Raw genomic sequence first — 14331 nt, 5'->3', positions numbered from 1 at the left:
GAAGTGGTCGGTGGAGGCTCAAGGTGCTGGGTGTGGAACTGTCGGTCGTGGGTGTGAGGATTCGGGGTGTGGATGAACGGTGGTTGATCGCTCCGGAGGAGGGTGGCGGGGCGATGCTCGTTGCGCTGCATCCGGACGGGCAGCCGGCCGGGGAGATCCTGCGTGAGCCGGATCTGGTCGCGTCCGTCGCCTCGCGGCCGCAGGTCACGCGGTGGGTGTGGCGTTCGTCGGCGGAGGTCTACCCGCGGCTGCTCGCCGCCGGTGTGCGGGTCGAGCGGTGCTACGACCTCGAGAACTCGGAGGGTCTCCTGCTCGGCCACGAGGGCCGGCTCGGCGAGCCGCGGTCCGCGGCCGCGGCCTGGGCCCGGCTCAGCGGTGGCCCGGTCCCGCCGGATCCGCCGCTGCGTGCCGTCGTACCGGGTGAGCAGTCGTCGCTGTTCGAGATCGCCGTCGAGCCGGTGCCGTTCGAGGCGCTCCTGCGGGTATATGCCGACCAGCTCCGGCGGCACCCCCTGGCCGAGCACCCCGACCGGATGCGGTTGCTCACGGCATCGGAGTCGTCCGCGATGCTGGTCGCCGCCGAGATGGACCTGGCCGGGTTGCCGTGGAGCGCGGACGCGCACCGGGAGGTGCTGGGCGAGCTGCTCGGCGAGCGGTTCGCCGGTTCGGGCGAGCCGCGACGGCTGACCGAGCTCGCCGACGAGATCTCCGCGGCGTTCGGGCACCGGGTGCGGCCCGAGCTGCCGGCCGACGTACTGAAGGCGTTCAAGCAGGCCGGGTACCAGGTGAAGTCGACGCGGAAGTGGGAGCTCGAGCATCTGGACCATCCGGCGGTCGCGCCGCTGCTGGAGTACAAGAAGCTCTACCGGATCTACACGGCGAACGGGTGGACCTGGCTGAACGACTGGGTGCACGACGGGCGGTTCCGGCCCGGGTTCCTGCCCGGCGGCACGGTTTCGGGTCGTTGGGTGACCAACGGCGGCGGCGGGCTGCAGATCCCGAAGGTGATCCGCCGCGCGGTGGTCGCCGACCCCGGGTGGCGGCTCGTCGTCGCCGACGCGTCCCAGCTCGAGCCGCGGGTGCTCGCCGCCATCTCCCGCGACCGGGCCCTGATGGAGGTCGCCGCGGACCCCGGGGACCTCTACAAGGCCGTGTCGGACCAGGCGTTCTCCGGCGACCGCGCGCAGGCGAAGATCGCCGTGCTGGGCGCGATCTACGGGCAGACGTCGGGCGACGGGCTCAAGAATCTCGCCATGCTGCGCAAACGATTCCCGCAGGCGGTGGCGTACGTCGACGACGCGGCGCGCGCGGGTGAGGAGGGGCGGCTCGTGCGGACGTACCTGGGGCGCACGTGCCCGCCGAGCGGTCATCCTCTGGACGAGGCCATGCTGGAAGGACCGCCCGCCGACATCCCCGCCACCGACCCCCGCCATGCCCGCGCCCGCGGTCGCTTCACCAGGAACTTCGTCGTCCAAGGCAGCGCGGCCGACTGGGCCCTGCTGCTCCTCGCCGCCCTCCGTCAGTCCTTGGCGCCGCTGAAGGCCGAGCTCGTCTTCTTCCAGCACGACGAGGTCATCGTGCACTGCCCCGCCGAAGAAGCCGACCAGGTCACCACCGCCATCCAGACCGCCGGCAACCTCGCCGGCACCCTCACCTTCGGCCCCACCCCCACCAACTTCGCCTTCACCACAGCCACCGTGGAAACCTACGCCGACGCGAAGTAGTCACACGGCAAACGGCGCCACGTCGGCCCACTCCCAGTGCAGGGTGCCGTCCGCTTCGCCGACATCAAGGTGGTCGAGCAGAGCCGAGGGCTCGAGACCCGGTGGGACATCGATCGCCACGTGCCGGTCGCCGCTCCATTCGGATCGCAGGCCCGTGTCGGTGATGCGTTGCTGAAGCTCGGTGACGGCCCTCGTCGGGTCCGGCTCATCGACGACCAGCGCGCGCAGCACGCGGCGTCCGGAGCGGGCTAGCACCTCGGTGACGATGGAGGCGTACGGAGTCGCCGAGCGCGACGCCGTACGCGCGGAACGGAATGCAGCACAGCGTCGCCGAGGCGTCGGCTGTTCGGCGGAGCCAGACCTGCTCGACCTCGTCGTCGAAGCCGAACGGCGCCAGAGCGATCTGCGCGATGTAGTTGCTGTCGGCACGGAGCACCGGGTCGTCGTGGACGATGAATCTCATCGCAGTTCCTCCGGAAGGCCGAAGCGCTGGTGGTCGGTGGTTTCGAAGGCGGTGATTTCGGCGATGCGGCCTTCTTCGACGCGGAAGATGTCGAGGGCGAAGAGGTGGTGTTCGAGGTAGGCGGCGAGGGTTGGCTGGTGGTTGACGGTGGTGGGGAGGAAGCGCCAGCGGGCCGGGGTGAGGTTGGGGGTCAGGGAGCGGATCGCGTCGTCGATGCCTGAGAACCAGAACGGGTACGGCGGCATGGTGATGCGGATGTCCTCGTGCATGAGCGCGGCGAGTGCGGCGGGGTCGGCGTTGTCCCAGGCGGTCAGGTAGCGCTGCAGCAGTTTGCGTTCGTCGTCGGACGAGCCGCGCGCCGACCACTCCGAGCGATGCGACGGCAGGTGTTCGCGAAGCACCGGGCGGGCGCGTTGGAGCGCCGAGTTGACCGCAGCCACGGACAGCGACACCGCGGCCGCGGTCTCCCGCGCGGACCAGCCGAGGACGTCGCGGAAGATCAGTACGGCGCGCTGCCGCGCGGGCAGGTGCTGGATCGCGATCAGGAACGCCAGCTCGATCGTCTCCCGCCGGATCGCGACCGCGTCCGGTTCCTCGGCCCGATCGAGCAGTACGTCGGGAAACGGCTGCAGCCACGCCACGTCGTCCCGCGCCGGCAACGCCGTCGCGGGGAACGAGGCCGGCTCCAACTGGTACGGCAACACCCGCCGCGGCCGCCGTACGTCGATGCACGCGTTCGTCGCGATCCGGTACAGCCACGCCCGCACCGACGACCGCCCCTCGAACTCCCCGCGCGCCCGCCACGCCCGCAAGAACGTTTCCTGCACCAGATCCTCGGCCTCGTCGTACGAGCCGAGCATCCGGTAACAGTGCACCCGCAACTCGTGCCGGTACCGCTCGATGTCCGCTTCGAAGCTGCTCATCGTCCGTCCTCGAGTTCGATCGTGGTCGGCATCGGGGCGCGGCCGGCGAGGCGGAACCAGGTGACGAGCCGGCGGCGGCGCAGGTCGCGGGCCGAGCCGACGACGTCGTTGTGGAAGCGGCGGGCCAGTTGGACGCGGCGCACGGCCAGGGCCAGCTCGCCTGCCCACGGTTCGACCTCGGTGCCGGTGGCGTGAATCGCACGGGTGAGGGCGGACTCTGCCTGTTCGCGGACCTCGAGTGACTCCAGCGAGGCAGCGCGAGCGCGGTGCGCGGCGTCGAGGAGGAGCAGCGCGGAGGCCGGGTCGAGGATGTCGCTGCCGGCCAGTTCCGCGACCAGGGCGGACCGTCGCGCCAGCTCGGTCTCCAGCGCGGCACGGGCCAGCTCCACCCGCCGGTGCAGCCGGTCGAGCCGCCCCGCGGTCCAGCTCGCGTAGGCGCCGATCACCAGCAGCACCACCCCCACCGCGAGCAGCACCCACGAGATCTCCACACCCCAAGCCAACCTCACCGCTCCGCCCGTCCCCACACGGCCCCGGCGATTACGGAGTGCTGACGGTCCGTCCGGACTCGGTAGTCACGACGCTTCGCGGCACTAGCGTCGGCAGCATGGCTGATATCGGCGTGATCGGCGGGTCCGGGTTCTACTCGTTCCTGACCGCTGCGGAGACCATCGAGATCGACACCCCGTACGGCGCTCCGAGCGAGCCGCCGGTGGTCGGAGACCTCGACGGGCGGGAGGTCGCGTTCATCCCGCGGCACGGCGCCGATCACCGGTTCCCGCCGCACCGCGTCAACTACCGGGCGAACCTGTGGGCGCTGCGCGAGCTCGGCGTCCGCCAGGTCCTCGGCCCGTGTGCGGTCGGCTCGCTCAGACCCGAGCTGACGCCCGGCACGTTCGTGGTCCCCGATCAGTATGTCGACCGGACGTGGGGCCGGGAGCACACCGTGTACGACGAGGCGCCGGTGGTCCACACGTCGGCCGCCGACCCGTACTGCCCGGTCGGCCGCGCCACGGTGATTGCCGCAGGCAACGTCGTACCGGACGGCACGATGGTCGTCGTCAACGGACCGCGGTTCTCGACCCGCGCCGAGTCGCGGTGGCACGCGGCACAGGGCTGGTCCGTCGTCGGCATGACGGGTGCCCCGGAGGCAGCGATCGCCCGCGAACTCGCGCTCTGCTACACGTCGATCGCCGTCGTCACCGACCACGACGCGGGCGTGGAGACCGGCACGGGCGTCACCCAGGCAGAGGTCTTCGAGGCCTTCAAGCTCAGCATCGAGCGGCTGCAACAGCTGCTGAAGGACGTCATCGGCCAGCTCCCGAAGCCGGACGCGGACTGCAGCTGCCGCCACTCGCTGGACGCCTGATGAGAGTCCTGCTGACCGGCGGAGCCGGCTTCATCGGCCGCCACGTCCACGACCAGCTTCTTGCCGAGGGCCACGAGGTCACCGTTCTCGACTCGTTCCGCGCGGATGTCCACGCCCACCGCCCGGAGCCACGGCCGGGCCTGATCGTCGGCGACATCCGCGACCCGCGCACCTTCGAGGGCATCGACACCGTCATCCACCTGGCCGCGAAGGTCGGGCTCGGCGTACACCTCGACGACATCGACGACTACGTCTCCTCCAACAGCCTCGGTACGGCGGTGCTGCTGAAGTCCCTCGGCACCGTCCGCAACCTCGTCTACGCGAGCTCGATGGTCGTGTACGGCGAGGGCCGCTACGACTGCGACGAGCACGGACAGGTCGCCCCGGGCCCCCGGCGTACCGAGGACCTGGACGCCGGCCGCTTCGAACCGCCCTGCCCGCTGTGCGGAGCGCCGCTCCGCCCGGGGCTTGTCACCGAGGACGCCGTACCGGATCCGCGCAACGCCTATGCGGCCAGCAAGCTCAACGGCGAGCATCTCGCCGCCACCTGGGCCCGCGAGACCGGCGGGCGGGTCACCGCGCTGCGCTTCCACAACGTGCACGGACCCGGCATGCCGCGGAACACGCCGTACGCCGGGGTCGCCGCGATCTTCCGGTCGATGCTCGAACGCGGCGAGACGCCGCGCGTCTTCGAGGACGGCGGTCAGCGCCGCGACTTCGTCCACGTCCGCGACGTCGCGGCTGCGGTGACGCTGTCGGCCGCCGCACTCCCCCAGCAACCCGCGTTCCGGGCGTACAACGTCGGCACCGGGACCGTCACCACCATCGGTGAGGTCGCCGCCGAGCTGGCCCGCGCGTACGGCGGGCCGGCGCCGATCGTCACCGGCGAGTACCGCCTCGGCGACGTCCGGCACATCACCGCCTCGTCCGACCGCCTGAAGGACGAGCTGGGCTGGAAGCCGGCGTACGACCTGCAGACCGGTCTGGAGGACCTACTCCGCTCGGCCGGTTAGCACCGGCACCGGCGGCAGGTCGATCCGGAACGCGCAGCCGCCGTCGACGTTGCTGACGGCAATCTTTCCGTCGTGGGACTCGACCACGCCGCGCGCGATCGCCAGTCCCAGACCGCCGCCGCCCGACCGGCCGTCGACGGACTCGGGCGTCCGCTGCTCGTCGCCGCGCCAGCCGACGTCGAAGACCCGGTCCAGGTCGTCGTCCGGGATCCCGCCGCAGCCGTCGGTCACCGCGAGCCGCACCCGCCCGTCGGTCTCCCGGTCCACCGCCAGCGTCACGGTCCCGCCCGGCGCCGTGTGCCGGATCGCGTTGCCGACCAGGTTGGTGACTGCGCGCGTCAGCTCGTCCGGATCGCCTTGTACGGCGAGCCGATCGTCGTCGTCCGGCGTGGACACCGCCAGCTGGACGCCTTCGGCCCGGGCGTGCTCGTTGTTCTCGCCCGCGACGTCCTCGGCCAGCTCCCGCAGGCTGACCGCGGACCGCCGGCGCGGCGGCGGAGCGGCCGACAACCGGGACAGCTCGAAGAGGTCGTCCACGAGCCCGGTCATCCGGTCGACCGTCGCCCGCATCTGCCGCAACGCCCCCGGTACGTCGTCGATGACGCCGTCCTCGAGACCTTCGGACACCGCCCGCAACCCGGCCAGCGGCGTCCGCAGATCGTGCGACATGAACGCGACCAGTTCCCGCCGGCTCGTCTCCAGCGCCCGCTCCCGCTGATGCGAGGCCGCCAGCTTCTTCCGGGTCATCTCCAGCTCGTCGGTCAACGCGGCCAGCTCGGCCGGCACTGCCCCGCCGACGGCCTCGGTCGGCTCGTACGACGTGCCGAGATGGCGCAACCGCCGCCCGACGTCCCGCGACCCGACGCTGATCCAATGCCCGAGCAGCACCGACATCGCCAGCCCGAGCAGCGCCGCGAAGGCGAGCGTCCACAACACCACCCACGAGTCGTGCTCGGAGATGAACATCGCCCGGACGCTCTGCAGCACCGCGGCCAGTGCGCCGGCCATCGGGGCCAGCGCCGCCACGATCATCGTGATCCGCAACGACCGCCGCCGGAAGCGCCACAACACGGCCGCCCCGACCGCTGCCACCACCAGCGTCCACAAGGTGGTCAGTGCCAGGATGGTCGCCATGTCCCTGTTCACTCGGCGTCACCCGCGAACAGGTAGCCGGTGCGCGGCACGGTGAGCACGAGCTTCGGGTCGGACGGGTCCGTCTCGATCTTCTCCCGCAGCCGCCGGACGTGCACGGTGACGGTGGACGAGTCGCCGAAGTCCCAGCCCCAGACGCGGCGCAGCAACTCGGCCTTCGTGTACGCCTTGCCGGCGTGCGACACCAGATACGCCAGCAGGTCGAACTCGCGATGCGTCAGCGACAGCTCGGTCCCGTCGAGATACGCCCGCCGGGCCGCGGTGTCGACCATCACCGGCCCCGCGCTCAGCTTCGTCGGCGTCAGATCGAGCCCGGCCAGCCGCTCCTCGCGCCGTACCATCGCCTGCACCCGCAACGTGAGCTCCCGCGGGCTGAACGGCTTGACCACGTAGTCGTCGGCGCCGACCTCGAGCCCGACCAGCCGGTCCTCCTCCTCGCCGCGCGCGGACAGCATGATCACCGCGGCGCCGTCGTCGGCCGCGCGCATCCGGCGCAGCACCTCGAGCCCGGACAGCCCGGGAAGCATCACGTCCAGGACGACGACGGACGGCTTCCACTGCTGCCAGACCTCGACCGCGGACGCGCCGTCCGCGACCACGCGGGCGTCGTACCCGGCCTTCGTCAGATAGGCCGAGACGACGTTCGACACGGTCGGGTCGTCGTCCACCACAAGCACACGAGTAGCCACGCTCCGAGCGTAGATCCTCCGCTCGTCCAGCCGCCGCACCAGCACCGCAACGCAGTGCGCCGTAAGCGACCCGTAGTCGTGTTCGGCCGCCGCGGGCGCGGATCCGTCCTTACCGTCGAAGCATGTCGGTCGATCTCGTCCTGCCGTGCCTGAACGAGGCGGCCGCGCTGCCCTGGGTCCTCGAACGGATCCCACCCGGTGTCCGCGCCATCGTCGTCGACAACGGCTCCACGGACGACTCGGCCGCGGTGGCCGCCGGGTTCGGCGCAACCGTCGTACGGTGCGAAGCGAAGGGGTACGGCGCCGCGTGTCACGCCGGTCTGGAGGCGGCCGACGCGGACGTCGTCGCGGTGATGGACGCGGACGCCTCACTCGATCCGCGGCAGCTGGTCCGGGTCGTCGCGCCGGTCGTCGCCGGCCGCGCGGACCTGATCGTCGGCCGCCGGCGCCCGGTGTCGCGGCAGGTCTGGCCGTGGCACCTCCGGCTGGCCAACGCGGAGCTTTCCCGGCGGATTCGGCGGCGTACGGGCGTGGCCTTGCACGATCTCGGCCCGATGCGCGCGGCCCGGCGTACCGCACTGCTCGGTCTCGGGCTGACCGACCGGCGCTCCGGATACCCGCTCGAGACGGTCGTCCGCGCCGCCGACGCGGGCTGGCGGATCGCGGAGGTCGACGTCGACTACCTCCCGCGCTCGGGCCGCTCGAAAGTCACCGGTACGCCGCTGGGCGCCGCCCGCGCGGTCCGCGACATGTCCAAGGTGCTCGCCCGGTGAACACCCTGATCGTGATCGCGAAGGAACCCCTGCCCGGCCGGGTGAAGACGCGGCTGCAGACCGAGTTCACCCCGCGGGAGGCCGCGGCGCTCGCGCGGGCGTCGCTCGTCGACACGCTCAGCGCGGTCCAGGCCACGCCCGCGACGCGGCGGGTGGTCGTACTCGAGGGCGATCCGGGGCCGTGGCTGCCGCCCGGGTTCGAGGTCGTGGAGCAGCGCGGCGGCGGACTCGACGAACGGCTCGCGGCGGCGTTCGAGGACGCGTACGACGGCACGCCGATGCTGCTCGTCGGGATGGACACGCCGCAGCTACGACCCGAGCTCCTCGGATTCCACTGGTCCAGGTACGACGCGGTGCTCGGGCTGACCGAGGACGGCGGGTACTGGTGCCTCGGGCTCCGGCAGCCGGATCGGCGCGCGCTGGTCGGCGTACCGATGTCGACCGACCACACCGGGCGGGACCAGCTCCGGCGGCTGCTCTCGCTGGGATTACGGGTGCGAATGCTGCCGACGTTGCGGGACATGGACACGCCACGGGACGCGGCCTACCTCGCGGCCGAGTTTCCGTCGTTGCGCGTGTCGCGCCTGTATCGGCGGCTGCAGCACGCAGCGCATCCAGGGCTGCTGTTCGACCAGGCGCTCGGCGGTACGACGCAGGTCGTTGCCACGGGCCCCGACGGGCGGACCGTACCGTCACTGTCCGAGCTGGACCGCTGGACGGCACCCGCGGACGAGGTGGATCGACTGGCGCTGAGCCGATGCGAAGGGCCGGTGCTGGACATCGGGTGCGGGCCGGGGCGGATCGTCACCGCGCTGGCGGAACGCGGGATCCCCGCACTCGGGGTCGACGTGTCGCCGCGTGCGGTGTCGCTCACCACGTCGCGCGGCGCGGCTGCGCTGCATCGGCCGGTGCAGGACCGGCTGCCCGGCGAAGGACGCTGGGGCAGCGTGGTGCTGATGGACGGCAACATCGGGATCGGCGGTGACCCGGCGGACCTGCTGCGGCGCTGCGCCGAGCTCGTTCGGCCCGACGGTCTCGTGCTCGTCGAGGTCGACCCCGACGACGAGCTCGACGACACCACGCCGATCGTGCTGCGCAGCTCCACCGGACGCCGTTCCACCCCGTTGCCCTGGGCAAGGATCGGCACGCGCGCCCTGATCCGGCACGCCCGCGCCACCCGCCTGCACCCCACCGAGGACTGGCGCACCCCCCACCGAGCCTTCCTCACCCTCCGCCGGACCGCATGAACGGCGACCTTGGGCCCGGGCCAACCAAAAAAACGGCGTCGAAATGGTCGAACGGTGCTCAAAGAAGGGCTTGGGTCGCCGGTGGTGCGGCGGTCGGCGCTGCGGCGGTGGTTGCGGCGGCCGAGCGGCAGTGGTGGCCCAACGTCGTGCTGGCCGTGGGGACTCTGGTGGTGGGGGTGTTGGTTTGGCGGTTCGGGCGCGGGTTGACTGTCGGCGCGGTGGTGGTCGTGGCGGGGCTGTGCCAGGTGCCGGGGGTGCTGCACGCGCCGATCACGAGCACGGACGCCTACCGGTACGTGTGGGACGGGCGTGTGCAGTTGTCGGGGCATTCGCCGTACGGCTACGTACCGCTGGACGATCGGTTGGCGCACCTGCGGGACCCGGTGCTGTTCCCGGGGTTGTCGCCGGATCAGCGGTCGGGCGTGACGAGCATCCCGAAGGACCCGGCGAGTCTGCCGGTGGACGACGCCCGGACGCGGATCAACCGACCGGGCGTGCCGACCATCTACCCGCCCGTCGCCGAGGCGTACTTCACCGTGGTCGCGCTCGTCACGCCAGGGTCCGTCGGCACGCTCGGCCTGCAACTGGCAGCCGCTTTGCTCGCGATCGCACTCACCTGGCTACTCGCCGTACAGAACCCGCGGTGGGCGGCCTTGTGGGGTTGGTCACCGATCGTCGCCCTCGAAGCGAGCAACGCCGCCCACGTCGACGTCCTCGCCGCGCTCCTCGTCACGGCCGCCGTGGTCACGGCCGCCCGCCGGCCACGACTGGCCGCGATCCTCCTCGGCGCGGCCGGCAGCGTGAAGCTCCTGCCGCTGCTGCTGCTCCCCGCGTTCCGCCGCCGGAAACCACTCGTTGCCCTGGGCACCTTCGGCGCGTCCTATGTCCCGCATGTCCTTGCCGTCGGCATCCTGGTGCTGGGATTCCTGCCCGGCTACCTCAACCAGGAAGGCTTCGAGGACGGCAGCTCGCGGTCGGCGATTCTCGCGCTCCTGCTGCCTCCTGAGGCCCGGCAGGTCGTCGCCGCCGTCCTCGCGCTCGGCCTCGCGGCCCTCGCCTTCCACCGTGCCCGCCGCGACCCGATGGCGCTCACGTGCTGCTGGCTGTACGGCGCGGCGCTGCTGGTCGCCACGCCGACGTACCCGTGGTACGGCCTCCCGCTGATCGCCCTCGCCGCGCTGGCCGGCCGGCCCGAGTGGATCGCCGTACCGGTTTCGTCGTATCTCGCCTACGGCAGCTTCGGGCACGACACCCGGCAGGGCCTGATCCAGCTGGCCGCCGCCGTCATCGTTGTCATCGCACTCACGCTCCGTGGCCGGGTCGCTGCGGAATCAGGTTTGACCGCAGCGCCTCTCGCCGCCAACACTGGCGGGCGTGACGAAACGCATCGCCCTCGCGACCTCGGCCGACTACGCTGAGTTGCACCCGCACGAACGCCCGCTCCTCGACGCGCTCCGCGCCGCGGGCCTCGACCCGGTGGTCGAGGTCTGGACCGACCCGTCGGTCGACTGGTCCGCGTACGACGCGGTCCTGCTGCGCACGGTCTGGGACTACTTCCGGCTGTACGACGTGTTCACCGAGTGGCTCGCCCAGCTCGACAAGGCCGGCGTACCGGTGCTGAACTCCACGGACCAGGTCCGCTGGAACAGCGACAAGCAGTACCTGCTCGAACTGCGCGAACGCGGCGTGGCGATCGTCCCGTCCCAGGTCGCGGCGGGCCCGTGCCTGCGCGAGGTCGTCGCCGGGCTGGCCGGTGAGCAGATCGTGATCAAGCCGACCGTGAGCGGCAACGCCCTGCACACCGTCCGCGGCGTCGCGGGGTCTCCCGAGCTCGAGCAGGCGCTCGACGAGCTGCCCGACGTGGTGTACCTCGTGCAGCCGTTCGTGCCGGAGATCCAGTCCGACGGCGAGTGGTCGCTGCTGTTCTTCGACGGCGAGTTCAGCCACGCGGTGATCAAGCGGCCCGCGACCGGCGACTACCGGGTCCAGGAGTCGCACGGCGGCCGGACGACGCCGGCCGATCCGCCCGCGGCGGTCCTCGAGGCCGCCCGCGCCGCGCTGGCCGCCTCCGGCCCGACACCGACGTACGCCCGGGTCGACGGCGTCGTGGTCAACGACCGCTTCCTGCTGATGGAGATCGAGCTCATCGAGCCGTACCTGTTCCTCCCGCAGTCCCCGGACGCGGCCGGCAAACTCGCCGCTGCCGTCGCGGGCCGGATCTAACTCGCAGCCGACTCTGGGTGGCCCCGGCGACGCCCGTACAGCAGGGTCTCGCCGGCGGCCGTCCCGGTGTACTTCGTCCGCCGCGCCCACTCCCGGCACTCGGCCAGCACCGGGCACGACGTCAGGCACAGCTCCCGCGCTTTGCGCTGCTCCCAGCGCGACGCGCTCTCGTCGTACGCCGGCGCCTGACCGATACACGCGGCCCGGCTCATCCAGCGGTCGGCGGGATCCACGATCACGGTCAGCGTCGGCCTCATGACTCCGACGGTAAGTCTCGCGCGAACTCGCCGAGGCTTTGTCTCGCAATATGATCGACTTACTCGACTTTTAGTGTCTGTGGCATGCCGACGCTCGACGCCATCCGCCAGGCCGCCCGCGACCTCGACGGACGCATCCACCGCACACCGATGCTGACCTCGTCCGCACTGAACGACCACTTCGCCGCCGATCTGGTGCTCAAGGCGGAGCTGTTCCAGAAGACCGGCAGCTTCAAGGTCCGCGGCCTGCTGACCAAGCTGCTCCGCCTGAGCGCCGCCGAGCGGGAGCGCGGGGTGGTCACGGTCTCGGCCGGGAACGCCGCCGGAGCGCTCGCCTGGGCCGCGCGGGACGCCGGCGTCCCGGCGACCGTGGTGATGACGACGACCGCCGTCCCGGCGAAGGTCGCTGCGGCCCGCGGGTACGGCGCCACCGTCGAGCTCGTCGAGGGTGACCTGATGGCCGCCTACGAGCGGATCCGGGACGAGCGCGGACTGACCGGGGTGCACCCGTTCGACGACGAGGACGTGATCACCGGCCACGGCAGCCTCGGCCTCGAACTGCTGGCGGATCGCCCCGATCTCGCCGCGGTGCTGGTTCCGGTGGGCGGCGGCGGGCTGATCTCGGGGGTCGCCACCGCGGTCAAGCTCCTGAAGCCGGACATCCGCGTGATCGGGATCGAGCCGGAGCAGGCCGACGTGGTCAGTCGCAGCCTGGCAGCGGGCGAGCCGCAGCGGCTCCTCACCGCACGCTCGATCGCGGACGGTCTCGCCGCGCCGGTCTGCGGCACCCGCAACCTCCCGCTGATCCAGCAGTACGTCGACGAGGTCGTCCGCGTCGGCGAGGAAGCCCTGCTGGAGGCGACGCGTCTGGTCATGTCGCGCACGAAGCTCGCCCTCGAGCCCGCGGCGGCCGCTCCGTTCGCCGCGCTGCTCGAAGGCAGCGTGCAACTCACCGGTGTCACCGCCGCCGTGGTGAGCGGCGGCAACCTCGATGTGTCGAAGCTGGCGCTCTAGGCGGTCGCGAGCCGCCCCTGCGCGCGGGAGCGGACGCCGTCGGACGGGTCGTCCACCGCGTCGCCCCGGCGGACGGGATCGTTCTCCGGGAGCAGGATGTCGCGCGCGACCACCAGCATCAGCCACAGCGTGCCCGCCATCCGCAGGATCACCGACAACCAGTAGATCCGGTCCGGGATCTGCGGATCACCAGGCGCCAGGAACTGCGCCAGATGCATCCAGACCAGCATCCAGTAGAAGCATTCACAGGCCTGCCAGATCAGCCAGTCGCGCAGCCGCGGACGGGCCAGCGCCACCAACGGCAGCAGCCACAGCACGTACTGCGGTGAGTAGACCTTGTTGATCAGCAGGAACGCGGCCACCACCAGGAACGCGAGCTGTGCGAACCGCGGCGGTCGTGGCGCCATCAGCCCGAGGATCGCGATCGACAGGCACAGCCCGGCGAAGATCACGATGTTCAGCTGGTTGACGTCCGCGACCTCGTGCTTGGCGAGCTTCAGGACGTACCAGATCGAGCCGTAGTCGCTCTCCCGCTCGTCGTTGAACTGCCAGAACGACAACCACTCGTTCTTCGCGAGCAGGTAGATCGGCGCGTTCACGAGTCCCCACGCGATCGCGGCGGCCAGCGTCGCCTGGACCCACGGCCACAGCTTCCGCCCGCGGATACAGACGATCAGCAACGGGCCGAGCAGCAGGAACGGATAGAACTTCGCCGCCGTCCCGAGCCCGAGCAGTACGCCGAACCAGATGGGTTTCCCGCGTGACCACGCGAACATCGCCCCGGCTGTCAGCGCCACCGCGAACAGGTCCCAGTTGATCGTGGACGTCAGCGCGAGCACCGGCGCCGCGGCGACGTACAGGGCGTCCAGCGGCTGCCCGCGAGCCGCGCCGGGTCTGGACTCGACGCCCCGAGCGGTCGCCACGGTCAGGCCGACGATCAGCAGCGCGCAGAGGAACAGCAGCACGGTGTTCACCAGGAAGAACACACCGGCGGTGTCGCGCTTCTGCTCGACGGTCAGGTCCTTCTTCGGGTCGCCGGTGATCAGCCAGGTGATCTGCGCTGCGACCTCCATGAACCCGCCGGTCAGCACCGGGTACTCGAGCACCGGGTAGTTGCCGGTGTCCAGGAACGGCCGGTTGCCCTCCGCGAAACCGCGCTCTTGGTACAGGAACCCGATGTCGGAGTAGCAGAGCGCCTTGAACGGCCGCCAGCTCTGCCGGTCCCAGCCGGCCTCCATACAGGGCGCCTTCTGCAGGACGCCGAGCCCGAAGGTGATCGTGCAGACCGCGAGCGCGATCCGCAGCGGCGTCCACCACGACGAGCTGAGCCGGGCGAACCGCCCAGACGGCCCACCGAGCCCGACAGTCAGGCCGGCGACCGCCGGATCAGCCTCCGACGGCGTCTGCGCTAGCTCGCGCTGTGGTCCGGTCACGGTCGGCATCATCTCCTATCGGCCACCCGGCGACCAGGAGAGGTTACCCAC

Annotated in this window: 16 protein-coding genes; 8 read left to right on the top strand and 8 right to left on the bottom strand. The window is 71.5% G+C overall.

Going from position 1 to position 14331, the window contains the following annotated elements; genetic code table 11:
- Positions 1 to 68: 68 nt before the first annotated feature.
- A complete protein-coding gene (locus AB0I12_RS02325) occupies positions 69 to 1724 on the top strand; it encodes a bifunctional 3'-5' exonuclease/DNA polymerase (RefSeq protein WP_359923375.1) in 1656 nt (551 codons plus the stop codon).
- Here AB0I12_RS02325 and AB0I12_RS02320 read toward each other — a convergent pair whose 3' ends face one another.
- The 4 genes from AB0I12_RS02320 to AB0I12_RS02305 are packed head-to-tail and all read right to left on the bottom strand — an operon-like array spanning position 1725 to position 3601.
- Positions 1725 to 1955 (bottom strand): hypothetical protein, encoded by a 231-nt coding sequence (locus AB0I12_RS02320; protein WP_359923372.1) that lies wholly within the window; start codon positions 1953 to 1955, stop codon positions 1725 to 1727.
- Complete coding sequence (locus AB0I12_RS02315) at positions 1930 to 2187, bottom strand: hypothetical protein (RefSeq protein WP_359923370.1); 258 nt, start codon at positions 2185 to 2187, stop codon at positions 1930 to 1932. Before AB0I12_RS02315 ends, AB0I12_RS02320 begins: the two co-directional genes overlap by 26 nt.
- The gene (locus tag AB0I12_RS02310; protein WP_359923367.1) at positions 2184 to 3110 is read right to left on the bottom strand and encodes an RNA polymerase subunit sigma-70; all 927 of its coding nucleotides are present in this window, start codon (positions 3108 to 3110) and stop codon (positions 2184 to 2186) included. The genes AB0I12_RS02315 and AB0I12_RS02310 overlap by 4 nt, the downstream gene beginning before the upstream one ends.
- Entirely contained in the window at positions 3107 to 3601 is a 495-nt protein-coding gene (locus AB0I12_RS02305) for a hypothetical protein (RefSeq protein ID WP_359923365.1), read from the bottom strand. Before AB0I12_RS02305 ends, AB0I12_RS02310 begins: the two co-directional genes overlap by 4 nt.
- A 116-nt stretch (positions 3602 to 3717) precedes the next feature.
- Between AB0I12_RS02305 and AB0I12_RS02300 the strand changes: the two genes are divergently transcribed.
- Together AB0I12_RS02300 and AB0I12_RS02295 are read left to right on the top strand one after the other, a co-directional pair.
- Positions 3718 to 4479, top strand: coding sequence for an S-methyl-5'-thioadenosine phosphorylase (locus tag AB0I12_RS02300; RefSeq protein WP_359923363.1), 762 nt, complete (start codon positions 3718 to 3720; stop codon positions 4477 to 4479).
- Positions 4479 to 5492: an NAD-dependent epimerase/dehydratase family protein gene (locus AB0I12_RS02295; protein WP_359923361.1), complete on the top strand. Its 1014-nt coding sequence runs from the start codon at positions 4479 to 4481 to the stop codon at positions 5490 to 5492. The genes AB0I12_RS02300 and AB0I12_RS02295 overlap by 1 nt, the downstream gene beginning before the upstream one ends.
- Here the strand turns inward: AB0I12_RS02295 and AB0I12_RS02290 are convergent.
- Together AB0I12_RS02290 and AB0I12_RS02285 are read right to left on the bottom strand one after the other, a co-directional pair.
- The gene (locus tag AB0I12_RS02290) at positions 5472 to 6626 is read right to left on the bottom strand and encodes a HAMP domain-containing sensor histidine kinase (protein ID WP_359923358.1); all 1155 of its coding nucleotides are present in this window, start codon (positions 6624 to 6626) and stop codon (positions 5472 to 5474) included. The genes AB0I12_RS02295 and AB0I12_RS02290 overlap by 21 nt on opposite strands.
- An 8-nt stretch (positions 6627 to 6634) precedes the next feature.
- Entirely contained in the window at positions 6635 to 7333 is a 699-nt protein-coding gene (locus tag AB0I12_RS02285; RefSeq protein WP_359923355.1) for a response regulator transcription factor, read from the bottom strand.
- A gap of 122 nt (positions 7334 to 7455) precedes the next feature.
- Here AB0I12_RS02285 and AB0I12_RS02280 point away from each other — a divergent pair, with 122 nt between their 5' ends.
- The 4 genes from AB0I12_RS02280 to AB0I12_RS02265 all read left to right on the top strand — a co-directional run bounded on the left by AB0I12_RS02280 (position 7456) and on the right by AB0I12_RS02265 (position 11576).
- Entirely contained in the window at positions 7456 to 8106 is a 651-nt protein-coding gene (locus AB0I12_RS02280; RefSeq protein WP_359923354.1) for a glycosyltransferase family 2 protein, read from the top strand.
- Complete coding sequence (locus tag AB0I12_RS02275; RefSeq protein WP_359923351.1) at positions 8103 to 9353, top strand: DUF2064 domain-containing protein; 1251 nt, start codon at positions 8103 to 8105, stop codon at positions 9351 to 9353. Before AB0I12_RS02280 ends, AB0I12_RS02275 begins: the two co-directional genes overlap by 4 nt.
- Before the next feature lie 170 nt (positions 9354 to 9523).
- Positions 9524 to 10771, top strand: a complete 1248-nt coding sequence (locus AB0I12_RS02270; protein WP_359923348.1) for a glycosyltransferase 87 family protein — start codon at positions 9524 to 9526, stop codon at positions 10769 to 10771.
- Positions 10728 to 11576: a hypothetical protein gene (locus AB0I12_RS02265; RefSeq protein ID WP_359923347.1), complete on the top strand. Its 849-nt coding sequence runs from the start codon at positions 10728 to 10730 to the stop codon at positions 11574 to 11576. The genes AB0I12_RS02270 and AB0I12_RS02265 overlap by 44 nt, the downstream gene beginning before the upstream one ends.
- Here AB0I12_RS02265 and AB0I12_RS02260 read toward each other — a convergent pair.
- A complete protein-coding gene (locus tag AB0I12_RS02260; protein WP_329000709.1) occupies positions 11573 to 11833 on the bottom strand; it encodes a WhiB family transcriptional regulator in 261 nt (86 codons plus the stop codon). The genes AB0I12_RS02265 and AB0I12_RS02260 overlap by 4 nt on opposite strands.
- An 84-nt stretch (positions 11834 to 11917) precedes the next feature.
- Between AB0I12_RS02260 and AB0I12_RS02255 the strand changes: the two genes are divergently transcribed.
- Positions 11918 to 12847, top strand: coding sequence for a threonine/serine dehydratase (locus tag AB0I12_RS02255; RefSeq protein WP_359923344.1), 930 nt, complete (start codon positions 11918 to 11920; stop codon positions 12845 to 12847).
- On the opposite strand, the gene AB0I12_RS02250 is transcribed toward AB0I12_RS02255, so the two are convergent.
- Positions 12844 to 14289 (bottom strand): glycosyltransferase 87 family protein, encoded by a 1446-nt coding sequence (locus AB0I12_RS02250; protein WP_359925108.1) that lies wholly within the window; start codon positions 14287 to 14289, stop codon positions 12844 to 12846. The genes AB0I12_RS02255 and AB0I12_RS02250 overlap by 4 nt on opposite strands.
- Between the last annotated feature and the right edge of the window lie 42 nt (positions 14290 to 14331).

The organism is Kribbella sp. NPDC050459 (assembly GCF_040655315.1).
GTDB lineage: Bacteria > Actinomycetota > Actinomycetes > Propionibacteriales > Kribbellaceae > Kribbella.
Note: the sequence above shows the minus strand (reverse complement) of the source record. Positions and strands in the feature narration are given on the sequence as shown.